At 62.0% G+C, this 18,820-nt stretch carries 12 protein-coding genes; 8 read left to right on the forward strand and 4 right to left on the reverse strand.

Translation table 11 applies throughout. The features are described from left to right. The first annotated feature begins 15 nt into the window (after nucleotides 1–15). The 6 genes from NPS47_RS10835 (at nucleotide 16) to NPS47_RS10860 (ending at nucleotide 10,243) form a co-directional block, all read left to right on the forward strand. On the forward strand, nucleotides 16–1,620 hold the full coding sequence (locus NPS47_RS10835; RefSeq protein ID WP_274294973.1) for an AAA family ATPase: 1,605 nt from the start codon (nucleotides 16–18) through the stop codon (nucleotides 1,618–1,620). Nucleotides 1,621–1,983: 363 nt separating this feature from the next. Then, entirely contained in the window at nucleotides 1,984–6,429 is a 4,446-nt protein-coding gene (gene gltB / locus NPS47_RS10840; RefSeq protein WP_274294974.1) for a glutamate synthase large subunit, read from the forward strand. A 33-nt stretch (nucleotides 6,430–6,462) separates the two neighbouring features. Further along, entirely contained in the window at nucleotides 6,463–7,881 is a 1,419-nt protein-coding gene (locus tag NPS47_RS10845; RefSeq protein ID WP_274294975.1) for an FAD-dependent oxidoreductase, read from the forward strand. Nucleotides 7,882–8,069: 188 nt separating this feature from the next. Next, nucleotides 8,070–9,134, forward strand: a complete 1,065-nt coding sequence (hemE, locus tag NPS47_RS10850) for a uroporphyrinogen decarboxylase (RefSeq protein ID WP_274294976.1) — start codon at nucleotides 8,070–8,072, stop codon at nucleotides 9,132–9,134. Between the two features lie 164 nt (nucleotides 9,135–9,298). Then, on the forward strand, nucleotides 9,299–9,835 hold the full coding sequence (locus NPS47_RS10855; protein WP_274294977.1) for a cytochrome b: 537 nt from the start codon (nucleotides 9,299–9,301) through the stop codon (nucleotides 9,833–9,835). A 60-nt stretch (nucleotides 9,836–9,895) separates the two neighbouring features. Beyond that, on the forward strand, nucleotides 9,896–10,243 hold the full coding sequence (locus tag NPS47_RS10860) for a YgiW/YdeI family stress tolerance OB fold protein (protein ID WP_274294978.1): 348 nt from the start codon (nucleotides 9,896–9,898) through the stop codon (nucleotides 10,241–10,243). Nucleotides 10,244–10,345: 102 nt separating this feature from the next. Here the strand turns inward: NPS47_RS10860 and NPS47_RS10865 are convergent, their stop codons facing one another. Further along, on the reverse strand, nucleotides 10,346–11,575 hold the full coding sequence (locus tag NPS47_RS10865) for an MFS transporter (RefSeq protein WP_425313496.1): 1,230 nt from the start codon (nucleotides 11,573–11,575) through the stop codon (nucleotides 10,346–10,348). A gap of 153 nt (nucleotides 11,576–11,728) precedes the next feature. On the opposite strand from NPS47_RS10865, the gene NPS47_RS10870 reads away from it, so the two are divergent. Both NPS47_RS10870 and NPS47_RS10875 read left to right on the forward strand, forming a co-directional pair. After that, nucleotides 11,729–12,622 carry a LysR family transcriptional regulator gene (locus NPS47_RS10870; protein ID WP_274294980.1) on the forward strand — a complete coding sequence of 298 codons (894 nt, stop codon included), beginning with the start codon at nucleotides 11,729–11,731 and terminating at the stop codon, nucleotides 12,620–12,622. 80 nt (nucleotides 12,623–12,702) lie between these two features. After that, a complete protein-coding gene (locus tag NPS47_RS10875) occupies nucleotides 12,703–13,476 on the forward strand; it encodes a ParA family protein (protein ID WP_274294981.1) in 774 nt (257 codons plus the stop codon). Here the strand turns inward: NPS47_RS10875 and trxC are convergent. From trxC to mscK, 3 genes are read right to left on the reverse strand one after another with little or no spacing between them, the layout of a single operon-like run. Then, nucleotides 13,473–13,907 carry a thioredoxin TrxC gene (trxC, locus tag NPS47_RS10880; protein ID WP_274294982.1) on the reverse strand — a complete coding sequence of 145 codons (435 nt, stop codon included), beginning with the start codon at nucleotides 13,905–13,907 and terminating at the stop codon, nucleotides 13,473–13,475. The two genes, NPS47_RS10875 and trxC, sit on opposite strands and share 4 nt — an antisense overlap. A 33-nt stretch (nucleotides 13,908–13,940) precedes the next feature. Further along, entirely contained in the window at nucleotides 13,941–15,401 is a 1,461-nt protein-coding gene (selO, locus tag NPS47_RS10885) for a protein adenylyltransferase SelO (protein ID WP_274294983.1), read from the reverse strand. A 58-nt stretch (nucleotides 15,402–15,459) separates the two neighbouring features. Continuing rightward, on the reverse strand, nucleotides 15,460–18,813 hold the full coding sequence (mscK, locus tag NPS47_RS10890) for a mechanosensitive channel MscK (RefSeq protein WP_274294984.1): 3,354 nt from the start codon (nucleotides 18,811–18,813) through the stop codon (nucleotides 15,460–15,462). Between the last annotated feature and the right edge of the window lie 7 nt (nucleotides 18,814–18,820).

The following is an 18,820-nucleotide window of genomic DNA, read 5'->3' on the forward strand; positions in this document are numbered from 1 at the left end:
GTTGATGAGCGTCCGATGACTAGTTTGCATGCCGACGAGGCCTTTCTCGGCCATTACCAGTTGAACCACGACCCCTTCGCTGCACGGGTGCCGGGTTTCAAATTCTTCCCGGCCCAGCGCAAGCCGGTGCTTGGCCAGCTGCACCATCTGGCGCGCTACAGCCAGCTGCTGCTGGTGGTCACCGGTCCGCAAGGCAGCGGCAAGACCCTGCTGCGCCAGGCCCTGGTTGCCAGCACCAACAAGCAATCGGTGCAGAGTGTTGTGGTTTCCGCGCGCGGCGCCAGCGATGCCGCCAGCGTTCTCGGTCAGGTCGCCCAGGCCTTGGGTGTTGCCCAGCCTGAAGTGCCAGAGGTGCTCGCCCAGGTGGTGCAGCTGGCGTTGACCGGGCAAGAAGTCTACTTGTTGGTGGACGATGCGGAACAACTCGACGAGTCGGCACTCCAAGCCTTGCTGGAGCTGGCGGCGGGCACTCCGGAAGGGCGTCCGCATGTATTTCTGTTCGGCGAGCCGTCACTGATCGCCGGGCTGGAAGAGCTCAATGCTGACCTGGAGCGTTTCCATGTCATCGAGCTTGCGCCCTACAGCGAAGAAGAGACCCGGGAATACCTCGAGCAGCGCCTGGAAGGTGCCGGGCGAGGGATCGAGGTGTTCACCAGCGAACAGATTGTCGATATTCACCAAAACTCGGATGGCTGGCCTGGGGCAATCAACCAGGTCGCCCGCGATACCTTGATCGAAGCCATGATCGCCAGCCGGACCACGGCCAAGCGACCATCAATGGGGTTCAATATGCCTAAGAAACACGTGCTGGCGCTGTCTGCTGTCGTTGTGGTCGCCGTTGCCGCGGCGGTGCTGATGCCGAAGAAAGGCGATCAGGCGCCCACCGCGCCTGCAGAACAAGCGCAACTGCCACTGGGCCAGGGTCAGCCAGGCAATGCACAGTCGAACAATGGCGGTCCGGCGATCGAGTTCGCCGGTAACTCGCAACCCATGCCACTGCCGCTGGTAGGTCAGTCGCAGCCGGTGATGCGCGGCCCGCTGGCCGAGTCCACCGGTATGGGTGATGGCGAAGAGGGTGGTCCGGCCGGTGATACCGTGCTGCAGCCGCCGACCGTCACCACCATTGCCCCGCCAGCGGGCGTTTCTGCCGGCCCTGCACCTGCGCCGGCACAGCCGGTCGCCCAGGCCCAACCTGTTGCTCCGGTGCCACAACCGGTTGCGCCGGTCGCCAGCAAGCCGGTTGCACCTGTAGCCAAGCCTGCATCTACTCAGGTTGCAACGGCCAAGCCAGCGCCAAAACCTGCCGAGAAGCCTGCCGCCAAGCCGGCCGCAGGTGGCAGCTGGTACGCCGGGCAGAAGCCGGGCAACTATGTCGTGCAAATCCTCGGCACCAGCTCCGAGGCTTCCGCCCAGGCCTACGTGAAAGCCCAGGGTGGCGACTATCGCTACTTCAAGAAAAACCTGCAAGGCAAGCCGCTGTACGTGATCACTTACGGCAACTTCGCCAGCCGTGATGCAGCGCTGGCTGCAATCAAAGCCTTGCCAGCCAAGGTCCAGGCTGGTAAACCTTGGCCACGTACCGTTGCCAGCGTCCAACAAGAACTGGCCGCGACCCGCTGATCTAGTCGGGTGGCACTACCCCCGCCACCCGCTGAGCGACTCCTGAATTACGGTCAAGCCTGCTGCGTAAAAACGCGGCAGGCTTTTCTGTCCCAGACTGCCGGCCACAAGCCCATCTTGCAGTCCAGGCTGAAACGCTTCAGACTCAAGCCATGCCGTTACCACGGCGCACGCTTAAAAACATTCAAAAATGCGACATGGACTTACGACTATTCGTCGTAAATTTGTGGGCTTCCCTGTCGCTGTGCAACAATGGCTCCCCTATTGCCCCCGCAAAGCTGGCGTTCGTTCGGCGTGGATGGTAAGTGGTTGTACTAAAAGAGATTTGCCTTGGTGAGAGGCGAACCTGGTGAGAAAGTGTCTATGAAAACAGGTCTGTACCATCCCGAAGAATTCAAGGATAACTGTGGTTTCGGCCTGATCGCCCATATGACGGGCGAACCCAGCCACCACCTTCTGCAAACAGCCATGCAGGCATTGACCTGCATGACCCACCGCGGTGGTATCAACGCTGACGGCAAGACCGGCGACGGTTGCGGTCTGTTGATGCAAAAGCCCGATCAGTTCCTGCGCGCGGTGGCCCTGGAACAGTTCGGCGCCGAGCTGCCCAAGCAGTACGCGGTGGGTATGGTGTTCTTCAATCAGGACACCACCAAGGCAGAAGCCGCCCGCGACAACATGAACCGCGAGATCCTCGCCGCTGGCCTGCAGCTGGTCGGCTGGCGCAAGGTGCCGATCGACACCAGTGTCCTCGGCCGTCTGGCCCTGGAGCGCCTGCCGCAGATCGAGCAGGTGTTCGTCGGTGGTGATGGCCTGAGCGATCAGGAATTCGCCATCAAGCTGTTCAGCGCCCGTCGTCGCTCGTCCGTGGCCAACGCCGCCGACACCGACCACTACATCTGCAGCTTTTCGCACAAGACCATTATCTATAAGGGCCTGATGATGCCGGCGGACCTCGCCGCCTTCTATCCGGACCTCGATGACGAGCGCCTGCAGACCGCCATTTGCGTGTTCCACCAGCGCTTCTCCACCAACACCCTGCCGAAATGGCCGCTGGCGCAGCCGTTCCGCTTCCTCGCCCACAACGGCGAGATCAACACCATTACCGGCAACCGCAACTGGGCCCAGGCCCGTCGCACCAAGTTCGCCAACGACCTGATCCCGGACCTGGAAGAACTCGGCCCGCTGGTCAACCGCGTCGGTTCCGACTCCTCGAGCATGGACAACATGCTCGAGCTGATGGTCACCGGCGGCATCGACCTGTTCCGTGGTGTGCGCATGCTGGTTCCGCCAGCCTGGCAGAACGTCGAGACCATGGACGCCGACCTGCGCGCCTTCTACGAATACAACTCCATGCACATGGAAGCGTGGGACGGCCCGGCGGGCATCGTGCTGACCGAAGGTCGCCACGCGGTCTGCCTGCTCGACCGCAACGGCCTGCGCCCGGCGCGCTGGGTCACCACCAAGAACGGTTACATCACCCTGGCGTCGGAAATCGGCGTGTGGGACTACAAGCCTGAAGACGTTATCGCCAAAGGCCGTGTCGGTCCGGGCCAGATCTTCGCCGTGGACACCGAGACCGGCCAGATCCTCGACACCGACGCCATCGACAACCGTCTGAAGTCGCGTCATCCGTACAAGCGCTGGCTGCGCCAGAATGCCCTGCGCATCCAGGCTGACCTCAGCGACGATCAGGGCGTGGCCAGCTACGACGCTGACCAGCTCAAGCAATACATGAAGATGTTCCAGGTCACCTTCGAAGAGCGTGACCAGGTCCTGCGTCCGCTCGGCGAGCAAGGCCAGGAAGCGGTCGGTTCGATGGGCGACGATACGCCGATGGCGATCCTCTCCCAGCGCGTGCGCTCGACCTATGACTACTTCCGCCAGCAGTTCGCCCAGGTCACCAACCCGCCGATCGACCCGCTGCGTGAAGCGATCGTCATGTCGCTGGAGATCTGCCTGGGAGCCGAGCGCAACATCTTCCAGGAGTCCCCAGAGCACGCCTCGCGGGTGATCCTCAGCTCGCCGGTGATTTCCCCAGCCAAGTGGCGCTCGCTGATGAACCTCGATCGCCCAGGCTTCGAGCGTCAGCTGATCGACCTCAACTACGCAGAAAGCGTTGGCCTGGAAGCGGCGGTGCGCAACATCGCCGACCAGGCCGAAGAAGCCGTGCGCAGCGGCAAGACCCAGCTGGTGCTGAGCGACCGCCATATCGCCCCGGGCAAACTGCCGGTGCATGCGTCGCTGGCCGTGGGCGCGGTGCACCACCGCCTGACCGAACTGGGCCTGCGTTGCGACAGCAACATCCTGGTCGAAACCGCTACTGCCCGTGACCCGCATCACTTCGCCGTGCTGATCGGTTTCGGTGCTTCGGCGGTGTATCCGTATCTGGCCTATGAAGTGCTGGCCGATCTGATCCGCACCGGTGAAGTGCTCGGTGACCTGGACGAAGTATTCAAGTACTACCGCAAAGGCATCTCCAAGGGCCTGCTGAAGATCCTCTCGAAAATGGGCATCTCCACCATCGGTTCCTACCGTGGCGCGCAGCTGTTCGAGGCTGTCGGCCTGTCCGAAGAAGTCGTCGAGCTGAGCTTCCGTGGCGTTGCCAGCCGCCTCAAGGGCGCACGCTTTGTCGACATCGAGAACGAGCAGAAGCTGCTCGCCGCCGAAGCCTGGAGCGCGCGCAAGCCGATCCAGCAGGGCGGCTTGCTGAAGTTCGTCCACGGTGGCGAGTACCACGCTTACAACCCTGATGTGGTCAACACCTTGCAGGCTGCTGTGCAGCAGGGCGACTACGCCAAGTTCAAGGAATACACCGCGCTGGTCGACCAGCGTCCGGTATCGATGATCCGCGACCTGCTCAAGGTCAAGGTCGCCGATCAGCCGCTGGCGCTGGAAGAAGTCGAGCCGCTGGAGGCCATCCTCAAGCGCTTCGACTCTGCCGGTATTTCCCTCGGCGCGCTGTCGCCGGAGGCGCATGAGGCCCTGGCCGAGGCGATGAACCGTCTGGGTGCGCGTTCCAACTCCGGTGAGGGCGGCGAAGACCCGGCGCGCTACGGCACCATCAAGAGCTCGAAGATCAAGCAGGTGGCCACCGGTCGTTTCGGCGTGACGCCTGAGTACCTGGTCAACGCCGAAGTGCTGCAGATCAAGGTGGCCCAGGGCGCCAAGCCCGGTGAAGGCGGCCAGCTGCCGGGCGGCAAGGTCAACGGCCTGATCGCCAAGCTGCGTTATGCCGTGCCTGGCGTAACCCTGATCTCGCCACCGCCGCACCATGACATCTACTCGATCGAAGACCTGTCGCAGCTGATTTTCGACCTCAAGCAGGTCAACCCGCAGGCGCTGGTTTCGGTCAAGCTGGTAGCTGAAGCCGGTGTCGGTACCATCGCCGCCGGTGTGGCCAAGGCCTATGCCGACCTGATCACCATCTCCGGTTACGACGGTGGTACCGGTGCTTCGCCGCTGACTTCGATCAAGTACGCCGGTGCCCCGTGGGAACTGGGCCTGGCCGAAACCCACCAGACCCTGCGCGGCAACGACCTGCGCGGCAAGGTTCGGGTACAGACCGACGGCGGCCTGAAAACCGGCCTCGACGTGATCAAGGCAGCCATCCTCGGCGCCGAAAGCTTCGGCTTCGGCACCGCGCCGATGATCGCCCTGGGCTGCAAATACCTGCGTATCTGTCACCTGAACAACTGCGCCACCGGCGTCGCCACCCAGAACGACAAGCTGCGCAAGGACCACTACATCGGCACCGTCGACATGGTGGTGAACTTCTTCACCTACGTCGCCGAAGAGACCCGTGAGTGGCTGGCCAAGCTGGGCGTGCGCAGCCTCGGCGAGCTGATCGGGCGTACCGACCTGCTGGAAATGCTCCCCGGCGAAACCGAGAAGCAGAAGCACCTCGACCTCAGCCCGCTGCTGGGCAGCCCGCACGTGCCGGCCGACAAGCCACAGTTCTGCGAAGTCGACCGCAACCCGCCGTTCGACAAGGGTGTGCTGGCCGAGAAGATGGTCGACATGGCCCTGCCGGCCATTCGTGACCTGTCCGGCGCCGAGTTCGAGCTGGACATCTGCAACTGCGACCGCTCCATCGGTGCGCGGATCTCCGGCGAGATCGCGCGTCTGCACGGCAACCAGGGCATGGCCAAGGCGCCAATCACTTTCCGCTTCAAGGGCACTGCCGGTCAGAGCTTCGGGGTGTGGAACGCCGGCGGCCTGAACATGTACCTCGAAGGTGATGCCAACGACTACGTCGGTAAAGGCATGACCGGTGGCAAGCTGGTGATCGTGCCGCCTGCGGGCAGCCCGTTCGCCACCCAGCACAGTGCCATTGTCGGCAACACCTGCCTGTACGGCGCCACCGGCGGCAAGCTGTTCGCCGCTGGCACCGCGGGCGAGCGTTTTGCCGTGCGTAACTCCGGTGCCCACGCGATTGTCGAGGGCACAGGTGATCACTGCTGTGAATACATGACCGGTGGTTTTGTCTGCGTACTGGGCAAGACCGGCTACAACTTCGGCTCTGGCATGACCGGCGGGTTCGCCTACGTGCTGGATATGGACAACAGCTTCGTCGACAAGCTCAACCATGAACTGGTGGAAATCCAGCGCATCAGCGGCGAAGCGATGGAGGCTTATCGCAGCCACCTGCAGCGTGTCCTGGCGGAATACGTCGAAGAAACCGGCAGCGAATGGGGGCGTGAGCTCTGGGAAAACCTGGACGATTACGTGCGGCGCTTCTGGCTGGTCAAGCCGAAGGCGGCAAACCTGAAGAACCTGCTGTCCAGCACCCGTGCCAACCCGCAGTGATATGCGCCTGAAGAGTTTGATGAGGTTTAGAACATGGCTGAACGTCTGAGTAATGACTTCCAGTTCATCGAGGTCGGGCGCAAGGATCCGAAGAAGAAACTGTTGCGTCAACGCAAGAAAGAGTTCGTGGAAATCTACGAGCCCTTCAAACCCCAGCAGTCGGCCGAACAGGCCCACCGCTGCCTGGGCTGTGGCAACCCGTACTGCGAGTGGAAGTGCCCGGTACACAACTTCATCCCCAACTGGTTGAAGCTGGTCTCCGAAGGCAACATCCTCGCCGCCGCGGAGCTGTCGCACCAGACTAACACCCTGCCGGAAGTCTGCGGCCGGGTGTGCCCGCAGGACCGTCTGTGCGAGGGTGCCTGTACCCTCAACGACGGCTTCGGCGCGGTGACCATCGGTTCGGTGGAGAAGTACATCACCGACACCGCCTTCGCCATGGGCTGGCGCCCGGACATGTCCAAGGTCAAGCCGACCGGCAAGCGTGTCGCCATTATCGGTGCCGGCCCGGCCGGCCTGGGCTGTGCCGACGTGCTGGTGCGCGGCGGGGTGACCCCGGTGGTGTTCGACCGCAACCCGGAAATCGGTGGTCTGCTGACCTTTGGCATCCCCGAGTTCAAGCTGGAAAAGACCGTGCTGAGCAATCGCCGCGAAGTCTTCACCGGCATGGGCATCGAGTTTCGCCTCAACACCGAGGTGGGCAAAGACATCAGCATGGAACAACTGCTCGAAGAGTTCGATGCAGTGTTCATGGGCATGGGTACCTACACCTACATGAAGGGCGGTTTCCCCGGTGAAGACCTGCCTGGCGTGCACGATGCCCTGGATTTTCTGGTGGCCAACGTCAACCGCAACCTGGGCTTTGAAAAGTCGCCGGAAGATTTCGTCGACATGAAGGGCAAGAAGGTCGTGGTGCTCGGTGGTGGCGACACGGCGATGGACTGCAACCGCACTTCCATCCGCCAGGGCGCCAAAGCGGTGACCTGTGCCTACCGTCGTGACGAGGCGAACATGCCTGGCTCGCGCAAAGAGGTGAAGAACGCCAAGGAAGAAGGCGTGAAGTTCCTCTACAACCGTCAGCCGATCGCGATTGTCGGTGAAGACAAGGTTGAGGGTGTGAAGGTGGTCGAGACCCGTCTCGGCGAGCCGGATGCCCGTGGCCGCCGCAGCCCCGAGCCGATCCCGGGCTCCGAAGAGATCATCCCGGCCGATGCCGTGGTTATCGCTTTCGGCTTCCGTCCGAGCCCGGCGCCGTGGTTCGAGCAGTTCAGCATCCAGACCGACAGCCAGGGCCGCGTTGTGGCACCGGAGAAAGGTGCGTTCAAACACCAGACCAGCAACCCGAAGATCTTCGCCGGTGGCGATATGGTCCGCGGTTCTGACCTGGTGGTGACGGCGATCTTCGAAGGGCGTAATGCCGCTGAAGGGATTCTGGATTACCTGGAGGTCTGATCGCTGGCAAGGCCAGCTCCCACTGGTCTTGCATGCACCGGTGACCCTGTGGGAGTCGGCCTTGCCGGCGATGCTTTTAACTAAATCTATTGATCTGTCACAAGTCGATAGACAAAAGGCACGGTACTTACCGTGCCTTTTCCGTTGGTGTCTGAGAAAATGCCCGCACTTTTTTTCCGGATGCCGACATGACTGCCTTGAAGAACGATCGTTTTCTGCGCGCCCTGCTCAAGCAACCCGTAGACGTCACCCCGGTGTGGATGATGCGCCAGGCCGGCCGCTACCTGCCGGAATACCGCGCCAGCCGCGCCAAGGCCGGCGACTTCATGAGCCTGTGCATGAACCCGCAGTTCGCCTGCGAGGTCACCTTGCAGCCGCTGGACCGCTACCCGCTGGACGCCGCGATCCTGTTCTCCGATATCCTTACCATCCCCGACGCCATGGGCCAGGGCCTGTACTTCGAAACCGGCGAAGGTCCGCGCTTCAAGAAGGTCATCAGCACCCTGGCCGACATCGAAGCGCTGCCGATCCCTGATCCGCAGAAAGACCTGGGCTACGTGATGGACGCGGTCAGCACCATCCGCCGCGAGCTCAACGGCCGTGTGCCGCTGATTGGCTTCTCCGGCAGCCCGTGGACCCTGGCCACCTATATGGTCGAAGGCGGCTCGTCGAAAGACTTCCGCAAGACCAAGGCCATGCTCTACGACAACCCGCAAGCCATGCACCTGCTGCTCGACAAGCTGGCGCAGTCGGTGATCAGCTACCTCAACGGTCAGATCCTCGCCGGTGCGCAAGCCGTGCAGATCTTCGACACCTGGGGCGGTAACCTGTCTGCGGCGGCCTACCAGGAGTTCTCCCTGGCCTACATGCGCAAGATCGTCAGCGGCCTGATCCGCGAGCACGAAGGCCGCAAGGTACCGGTCATCCTGTTCACCAAGAATGGTGGCCTGTGGCTGGAAAGCATTGCCGACGCAGGCGCCGACGCGCTGGGCCTGGACTGGACCTGCGACATCGGCGAGGCGCGCCAGCGTGTCGGCAACAAGGTCGCTCTGCAGGGCAACATGGACCCGACCGTGCTCTACGCCAAGCCGGAAGCGATCCGCGCCGAAGTCGGACGCATCCTGGCCAGCTATGGTCAAGGCAGTGGTCATGTATTCAACCTTGGCCACGGCATTACCCCGGAAGTCGACCCGGAGCACGCGGGTGCGTTTATCAATGCAGTACACGAGCTGTCGGCGCAGTACCACGCCTGAGCGCGAATGCTGTAGAAGAACGCCCGACCTTGTGTCGGGCGTTTTTGTATCCGTGCTGAGAAGTCTGGTGGCGCAGGGAAATGGCTCCGGCTGGGCCGGTCGAACGAATTCCTTACTCTCTTGCTCCTTTGCCCCAGGGCCTATGACAAGAGGATCCGTCTTTTATGGAACATGAACTTCAAACGTGCAGCGAGCGCTACTCGGCGATTCAGGTGCTGCTGCACTGGGTATCGGCGGTGGTCATTCTGTGGACCCTGATCAGTGCCGGATATGTGCTGCTGTTTGCCGGGGGAACCCCGCTGGCTGCGGTGATCGCCGACTTCAATGTGGCGCTGACCACGCTGTTCATTCCGCTGTTCATCTGGCGCTTCTGGCTACGTTGTACTTCTCCATCGAGGGGTGGTGAGCCTGATGGCGTGGCGCGCATGGTTCATCTGCTGCTGTATGGTTTCACGGCGCTGGTGCTGTTGAGCGGAGTCCTGATGATGGAGCGTCCCATCGATCTGTTTGGCTGGCTCCAAATTCCTCAACTTCTGCAGGCGCCTGCGTGGTCGCAGGGGTTCAGCGTGCTGCATCGGCTGGCCTCTCTGGTGCTGGCATTATTGGTTGTGCTGCATATCCTGGCGGTGATCTGGCATGAGTGTCTCGGTCGTCGCGTGTTGTGGCGTATGCAGATCAAAAGGCGGGGCGGGCGTGATTAAGTTTGAATTCAGTTGTGATGGTTATGCTGGGCCCATCAAAACTCATCAAGGACTTGCCTCATGAAAACCCGCTACCTCGCTCTGCTGCTTGCCCCTTTGTTCAGCACTGCTGCCCTTGCAGCCGGTTATACCGGTCCAGGTGCTCAGCCGGTGACTACCGTCTCCGCAGCCAACGATGCTGCCGACGACACCCCGGTGGTGCTGCAAGGTTTCGTGGTGAAGAAGCTGAACAACGATGACAAGTTCGAATTCAAGGACAACACGGGCACCATCACTGTCGAGATCGATAAAGAAGACATGCCACCCGTGGCGTTCAACGACAAGACCCGGGTCAAACTGACCGGTGAAGTCGAGAAGCACTTGATGAGCCGTGAAGTGGATGTTGATCTGGTGGAAGTGATCAACTGAGTTAGGGGCTGCTTTGCACCCCATCGCCGGCAAGGCCGGCTCCCACAGCGATTGCATGCTCCGATCCTTGTGGGCGCCGGCCTTGCCGGCGATGGTCTCTGTTCAGGCCTTGGCTGGTAACTTGCTGAGGTGCAACGCCACCAGCAACGCCACCACCAGCAAGCTGCCAATGAACAGCCCGATGCCGTTCCAGCCGCCCTGATGCCAGAACACCCCACCGGCCGTCCCGGCCACACTCGATCCCGCGTAGTAACTGAACAGGTACAGCGAAGATGCCTGGCCCTTGGCCTTGGTCGCCCGCCGTCCAATCCAGCTGCTGGCCACCGAGTGCGCGCCGAAGAAGCCGAAAGTGAACACCAGCATGCCGACGATCACCAGCGGCAAGGGGCTGAACAAGGTCAGCAGCAGGCCGCTGAACATCAGCACGATAGTGCCCCAGAACACCTTGCGCCGGCCCAGCTTGTCGGCCAGGGCGCCAATCTGCGCCGAGCTGTAGATGCCCGACAGGTACACCACCGACAGCAAGCCGACCAGCGCCTGGCTCATGTGGTACGGCTCGGCCAGCAGGCGATAGCCGATGTAGTTGAACAGGGTGACGAAGGCCCCCATCAGCAGGAAGGCTTCGAGGAACAGCCAGGGCAGCCCGGCATCGCGAAAGTGCAGGATAAAACCTTCCAGCAGGCTGCGTGGGTGCAGTGAACGTGGGCGGAAATTACGCGACTCGGGGAGCACTTTCCAAAACACTACTGCCGCGACCATGGCCAGGCTGCCAATTACCAGCAACGCGGTGTGCCAGCTGACGAAGTCGATCAATACCCCGGTGATCAGCCGACCGCACATGCCGCCAATGGCGTTGCCACCGATGTACAGACCCATGGCCAGACCGATGTGCTGCGGGTGAATCTCTTCACTCAGATAGGTCATGGCAACCGCCGCCAGGCCGCTCAGCGACAGCCCCAGCAGGGCGCGGCTCAGCAGCACGCCGTGCCAGCTGGGCATCAGGGCGCTGACAAGGGTGCACAGGGCTGCACAGAACAGCGCAAATACCATCACCGGCTTGCGCCCGATGCGATCGGAGATGGGCCCGGTGATCAGCAGGCCGACCGCGAGCATGCCGGTCGACACCGAGAGGATCAGGCTGCTTTGCGCAGCGCTGATGGAAAACTCCTGGGACAGCAGCGGCATCATCGGTTGCACGCAGTAGAGCAGGGCAAAGGTGGCAAAGCCGCCGCAGAACAGCGCCAGTACGGTGCGCAAAAAGGCCGGGGTGCCTTTTTCGATCCAGCGTTCGTTCAGGGTGGCGACGATTTCGTCGAGCGGCGCGGGGGGCAGTTCGTGGACGTGGGGCGCAACAGCAGTTTTCACGGGTGACCTCGGGGGCGCTACGGCCTGTCAGGCAGTGAAAAAAGCATATAGCTGGCTAATGATCATTTCCAATATATTGTTCGACCTGTTTAAGAGGTTTTGCGACCTATTGGAGCCACCATGGAATTACGCCACCTGCGCTACTTCATTGCCGTCGCCGAAGAGCTGCACTTTGGCCGGGCGGCGCAGAACCTGGGGATCTCTCAACCGCCCTTGAGCCAGCAAATCCAGGCCCTGGAGCAGGAGCTTGGGGCGCGTCTGTTCGAGCGTACCAATCGTCGAGTCGAGCTGAGTGAGGCGGGGCGCCTGTTTCTTGAAGAGGCACGACTGGTGCTGGCCCAGGTCGACAAGGCCGCCGATGTCGCCCGTCGCGCACAATTGGGCGAACTGGGCGAGATGAAGATCGGTTTCACTTCCTCGGCACCCTTCAACTCCAGCATTCCCAAGGCGATCTACGCGTTTCGCCAGCGCTTTCCCGCCGTGCACCTGAATCTGAAAGAGATGAGCAGCCAGGCGGTGGCCGATGCCTTGCTCGATGAAAGCATCGAAGTCGGCCTGATGCGGCCATTGGCACTGCCGGACAGTCTGCTCGCCACGGAGCTGTTCCGCGAACCGCTGGTCGCGGTGATCAACGCCGCTCATCCGCTGGCTGAAGGCAGCGAAGGCGGGCTGCACATGGCGGCGCTGGCCGAGCAGCCGTTCGTGTTCTTTCCACGCAGTTACGGCAGCGGCCTGTATGCGCAGTTGCTGAACCTGGCCCGCCAGGCCGGCTTCAGCCCGCACTTTGCCCAGGAGGCCAGCGAGGCGATGACCATCATCGGCCTGGTGTCGGCGGGCTTGGGGGTATCAGTGCTGCCGGCCTCGTTCCAGCGCATGCGCATCGATGGCGTGGTGTACCGCGAGCTGCTCGACGAGGGCGCGGACACCGCGGTATGGCTGGTGCAGCGGGGTGAATCGGCGTCGGTGATGGCCGCCACCTTTGCTGCATTGCTGTGCGGCAAGCCGATTCATTGATTTGAGGGGCTGGATGGTGCTGGCTAAACCGGCGCTGCGCCGACATACTCGGTCATTCCCAGATACACGGAGTTCATTTCATGCGGCGCGTGGTGTTCAATCAGAAAGGTGGTGTGGGTAAATCGAGCATTGCCTGCAACCTGGCGGCAGTGAGTGCCAATGAAGGCTATCGAACCTTGCTGATCGACCTGGATGCCCAGGCCAACTCGACCCAGTACCTCACCGGGCTGACCGGCGAGGACATTCCCATGGGCATTGCCGACTTCTTCAAGCAGACCCTGTCATCAGGGCCGTTTGCCAAGAAGAACAAGGTCGATATCTACGAAACGCCCTTCGACAACCTGCATGTGGTGACCGCCACCGCCGAGCTTGCCGACCTGCAGCCCAAGCTTGAGGCCAAGCACAAGATCAACAAGCTGCGAAAACTGCTGGATGAGCTGGACGAGGACTACGAGCGGATCTATCTGGATACCCCGCCAGCCCTGAATTTTTACGCGGTTTCTGCGCTGATTGCCGCTGATCGTGTACTGATTCCCTTCGATTGCGATAGTTTTTCCCGTCAGGCGCTGTATGGCCTGCTGGCCGAAATCGAGGATCTCAAGGAGGATCACAATGAAAACCTGCAGGTTGAAGGCATTGTGGTCAATCAGTTCCAGGCCCGGGCCAGCCTTCCCCAGCAGATGCTCGACGAGTTGCTGGCCGAAGGCCTGCCGGTGCTACCGGTGTACCTCAACAGCTCGGTGAAGATGCGTGAGTCGCACCAGGCCAGCCTGCCGCTGATCCACTTGGAGCCGCGGCACAAGCTGACCCAGCAGTTTGTCGAGTTGCACGCACTGCTCGAAGAAAACGCCTAGATCCCCTGGCTGCGCAACCACTCCAGGAGTTGCTGGAGTGGAAATGCGCCGCTCTGGCGCGCCACTTCCCGGCCGTTCCTGAACAGGATCAGGCTGGGAATCGAACGAATCGCCAATTGTCCCGCCAGTTGCTGGTTGGCCTCGCTGTCCAGCTTGGCCAGGCGGCAGCGCCCGCTCAACTGGCTGGCGGCCTGTTCGAAGATCGGCGCGAAGGATTTGCACGGCCCGCACCAGTCGGCCCAGACATCGATCAGCAACGGCAGGTCGCCCTTGATCTGGCTGGCGTAGTCGCCTTGCTTGAGGTCGAAGGGTTTGCTCAGCAGCAGCGGGTTTTTGCAGCGGCCGCATTTCGGCGTATCGCCGAGGCGCTCGCCGGGGATGCGGTTCAGGCCGTTGCAGTGTGGGCAGGGTATTACCAGTGGATCGGTCATTGGTACTCCAGGATTTAGCTCCTACAGATACGGTCAGGACGAGCAGCTGATTTCCAGATGCTTGCCCCACTCCGGCGGTCGTTCGGCATAGGCCTGCATACCCGGCTGTTCCTCGAACGGCTTGCACAGCACCTGATGCAGGCGCCGCACTTCTTCGTAGTCACCGCCTTCAGCGGCCTCGATGGCGCGTTGGGCCAGGTAGTTGCGCAGGATGTACAGCGGATTGACCGCGTGCATGCGTTCGCGGCGGCCTTCGCCATTGCCGGGCTCACGGGCGATGCGGGCCAGGTAATCCACGGCCCAGCGGTCGAAACCAGCCAGATCGACGAAGTCATCGCGTACCACCTGCAGCGCCTGTTCGGCAGGCTGGTCACCCAGCTTGCGCAAGAACAGGGTGTAGTCCACCGCGCCGGGCTGCATCAGTTGCAGCAGGCGTTCAATCAATAGCTTGTCGTCGTCTTCGGCCTGGGTCAGGCCCAGGCGACGGCGCATCAGGTGCAGGTAATGGGCTTCGTACAACGGCAGGAACAATGCCAAGGCCTCCTGCAACGCCTCGACACTGATGAACGGCGTCAGCGCCTGGGCCAGGGCACTGAGGTTCCAGTGCGCGATGGGTACCTGGTTGCTGTAGCTGTAGCGGCCTTGGTCATCGGAGTGATTGCAGATGAAGTTGGCGTCGAAGTCGTCGAGGAAGGCGAACGGGCCGAAGTCGAAGGTGATGCCGAGGATCGACATGTTGTCGGTGTTCATCACGCCATGGCAGAAGCCATAGGCCTGCCACAGGGCGATGAGTTCGGCGTTGCGCTCGACGATGCTGCGAAACATCGCCAGGTACGGTTCGGGCTCGGTCTGGCATTCGGGGAAATGCAGTTTCAGCACATGCTCGGCGAGGATGCGCTGCTGCTCGGGCTGGCGGGTGTAATAGAAATACTCGAAATGCCCGAAACGCACATGGCTTGGTGCCAGGCGCAGGAGCATCGCCGCGCGCTCCTGGGTTTCGCGCCAGACCGGCGTGCTCGAGCCGATCACGCACAAGGCGCGGCTGCTGGGGATGCCCAGGGCGTGCAGGGCTTCGCTGGCGAGGAATTCGCGGATCGATGAGCGCAGCACCGCACGGCCATCGCCCATGCGCGAATAAGGCGTCTCTCCGGCGCCTTTGAGGTGCATATCCCAGTGCTCGCCGGCGTCGTTGTAGACCTCACCGAGCAGCAGGCCGCGACCATCGCCCAGGCGCGGGTTATAACCGCCGAACTGGTGCCCGGAATAGACCATCGCCCGTGGCTCGGCCTCGCTCCAGAGCTTGTGGCCGCCAAACAGTTCGGCGAACACCGGCGACTGCGCCTCGGTCGGTTCCAGGTCCAGCAGGGCCATGGCGGCCGTACTGGCAACCACCAGGCGCGGCTCGGCAATCGGCTCAGGCAGCACCGAGGTTGAAAAGGCGTCGCCGAGGCGAGCAAAACGGTTGTCGAAGGTCAGTTCGTCGAGGGCTTTCAACGGCCATCTCCAGCAGAATATCCGATCATTCTGCAAGGGTATGGCCGTCTACGTCCAGTCAGGCGGTTTTGCCGGGCGCTGTGTCGTTCGGCTTGTCGCTATCGGCCAGGGGTTGAATCACGGTCTTGTCCAGATTCTCCACCGGGACCATTTTGTATTCCTGGCCCTGCATGTTCTTCAGGTAGACCTCCATCTGCCGGAACGAGATGTTGATCTTCTGCTTCTTGAATTCCTTGTTGATGAAGCGGTTGATCTCGTCGAGCACCGGGTTGCGGTCACCGAGGTCGCGCACGTGCATGCGCAGTTCGTGGTCCAGGGTGCTTTCACCGAAGTTCAGGAAGTAGACAATCGGTTCCGGCTCCTTGAGCACCCGCGGGTTGTCATTGGCCGCCTTGAGCAGCAGGGTGCGCACCAGGTCCAGGTCCGAGCCATAGTCGACACCGAGCTTGAGGGTGACGCGGGTGATGGTGTCGGTCAGCGACCAGTTGATCAGTTGCCCGGTGATGAAGGTCTTGTTCGGGACAATGATGTCCTTGCGGTCGAAGTCGGTAATGGTCGTGGCACGGATACGGATCTTGCTCACCGTGCCGGACAGGTTGCCGATGGTGATGGTGTCACCGATACGCACCGGACGTTCGAACAGGATCATGATGCCGGAGATGAAGTTGGCGAAGATCTCCTGCATACCGAAGCCCAGGCCTACCGACAGCGCGGCCACCAGCCACTGCAGTTTGTCCCAGCTGACACCGAGGGCTGAGAGGGTGGAAACGAAGCCGACTCCGGCAATCACATAGGACAGCAGGGTGGTGGTGGCGTAGGCGCTGCCCTGGGCCAGGTTCAGGCGCGACAGCACCAGTACTTCGAGCAGTCCCGGCAAGTTGCGCGCCAGCGCGAAGGTAATGCCGATGATCACCAGGGCGCCGAGCATGTCGCTGAGGCTGATCGGCACCATGCTCATGGCCGCGCCGGTACCGCTGGTGTACTCGTACAGGGTGATGTTGTCGAGGTAGGCAACCACGCTGATCAGGTCGGACCAGACCCAGTACAGCGCGCCGATGAAACCGCCGAGCAGCGCCAGGCGGATCAGGCGCAGGGACTGCTGGTTGACCTGTTCGATGTCCAGGGTCGGTTCTTCGACAATCACTTCGCCATCGAGGCCTTCCTTGGGGGTCGCCTGGCGTTTACTCAACGCCCGCTGGTAAGCCAGGCGCCGGGCGGCCACGGCCAGACCACGGACGAACGCGGCTTCGATCACCAGCCAGAACATCAGCAGGTAGAGGGTGTCGATCAGGCGGTCGGTGAGCTTCAGCGCGGTGTAGTAGTAACCGAAGCAGACGGCGATGAACAAGGCGACCGGCAGGGCAGTGAAGGCCACGCCCACGGCCTGGCGGAACAGTGAGGTGTTGCGGTGCGCCGGGCTGCTGAGCAGCAGACGGCTGAGCAGCCAGGCCATCAAGGCATAGCAGGTCAACACTACGCCAATGCCCAGCACGTCATCAGCCAGGGCCGAAGGCTGGTGCTCTGCCACCGCCACAACACCGACCAGCGCCAGGACCACCGCACCCAGGCGGCGAATCCAGCGGCGCAGGAATTCGACTTGCGGCCTGTCCCAGCGGAAATGCAGCTCAGCCACGCCGCCTGGCGCCAGTATCCGGTAGGCGGTGTAGAACACCAGCCAGGCCTGGGCGATCTGAAACAGTGCGGCGCCGAGGTTGGCGTTCTGCCCACGGGCGTCGATCTGCAGAGCCAGGCCGCACAAGGCCAGGCCCAGACTCACGGGCATGGCCAGGAGGATATTGATCAGGATCGCCTGGGGCGTGTGCCACTGACTGTCACGCTTGAAGTGGCCGACGTCCTGGTGAACCTTGTTCAATCGCCCATACAGGTACTTGCGCCGCCACAGCAGGGCGCCGATTAACAGCAGCAAGGGCAGGAACAGCAGCGGGCGCTGGGTCAGGCCATCGCCGAGCTCCTTGATCCCGGAACCCCAGGGCAAACTGACCAGCTGTTTCTGCAGGCGCTCGGGGACAGTTCCCAGCCATTCCAGGTCCAGGGGCTTGTTGCTCGGGATCCAGAACATCTGCTCGTCGAGGGTGGTGCGCAAGCTCTGCGAGGTGCTCAGCAGCTGCTTCTGGTTCAACTGCAGGGTGATCGATTCGTTGAGCAGGGCGCTCAGTTCGCGATTGAGTCGCTCCAGCAGGTCGCTACGGGTGATCGCCACTTCCAGCAAGGCTTTGCGCAGTTGCGGGGTGACATTTTCCTGGGGCTGATTGGCAAGCAGTTTGTCGACGTAGCTGCTCGGGCTGGTGATCTGTTCGCGTTGCTGGTTGATCTCGAACTGATACAGGCGGATATCGGCGATCTGATCGGCGAGGTTGCGGTCGACTTTCAGGTGCGGCAGGGCCTGTTTCTGCTTGTAGAGGATCTTCGACAGCAGCAGGCTGCCCTTGAGCACGCTGATCTGCTCGTCCAGGGCCTGGTCGGCCTGGGTCAGGCTGTCCAGTTGCTGTTTGGTCTTGAGGTTCTGCTGGGTCAGCTCGTTGAGGCGGTCGGTGCTGCGCAGCAGGTAGTCGGAGAGCTTCAGGTTGGCTGCGCTTTCGGTGGCCAGCAAGGTGCTGCCGCCGGCCTTCTGCGCTTCGATGGATTGCTCGGTAACGGTCTGTTGCGACTGCGCCAGGCGCTTCTGGTTGATCAGCGTCTGCAGGTCCTGGATTTCCTGTTCCAGGCGTGTGGCACGCTCGATCAGCAGGTCGTGCTGACTGTTGCCCAGGTCTTGCAGCAGGCTGTTGCCGGCCAGTTCCTGGCGGCGCAGCAGGGTTATGGCATTGATCGCGGCCAGTTCGGCGTTGAGCTGGTTGCGCAGATCCGCTGTGAGCGGCTTGCCGCCATCCTTGCCGAGCTTGAGGCTGCTGTTGATCTGCTGGGCGCGGGTCTGGTTGGCGCTGATTTCGGCCTGGGCCCGCTCCGGGCGGGTCTGCGAGGTGATGGTCAGGCTGTTGGCTTCAGACAGGGCTTTCTGCAGTTCGCCCTGCTCGGTGCTGCGTTCGGCCAGCAGCTGTTCAAGCTGCGGCACGCTCAGCGCGGCATAGCGCTGGGCGACGGCGACCACCTTGCTTTCATTGAGTTTGACCAGTTCGCGCTGATTCTCGCTGGTCTGGCGCGGCGCGTCGCTGAGCTGCTGCTTGAGGGCGACGAGCTTTTTCTCGCTGTCTTCCTTGGTGCTGAGGAAAGTCAGGGTCTGTTCGAGGACCTGCTGCAGGGCCTTTTGTTCGGCCTCCGGCAGTTTGCGCTCGGCGATCTTGTCCAGGCTGTGTTGGATGGACGCACGGGTCGGCGGTTCTGCCGCCCAGGCGTAGGAGAGTGACAGACACAGCCCGAGCAGGGCTGCGCATATGGAGGTGCGCAGTGACATAGGCAGA

This window comes from Pseudomonas putida (assembly GCF_028682475.1).
GTDB lineage: Bacteria > Pseudomonadota > Gammaproteobacteria > Pseudomonadales > Pseudomonadaceae > Aquipseudomonas > Aquipseudomonas putida_AG.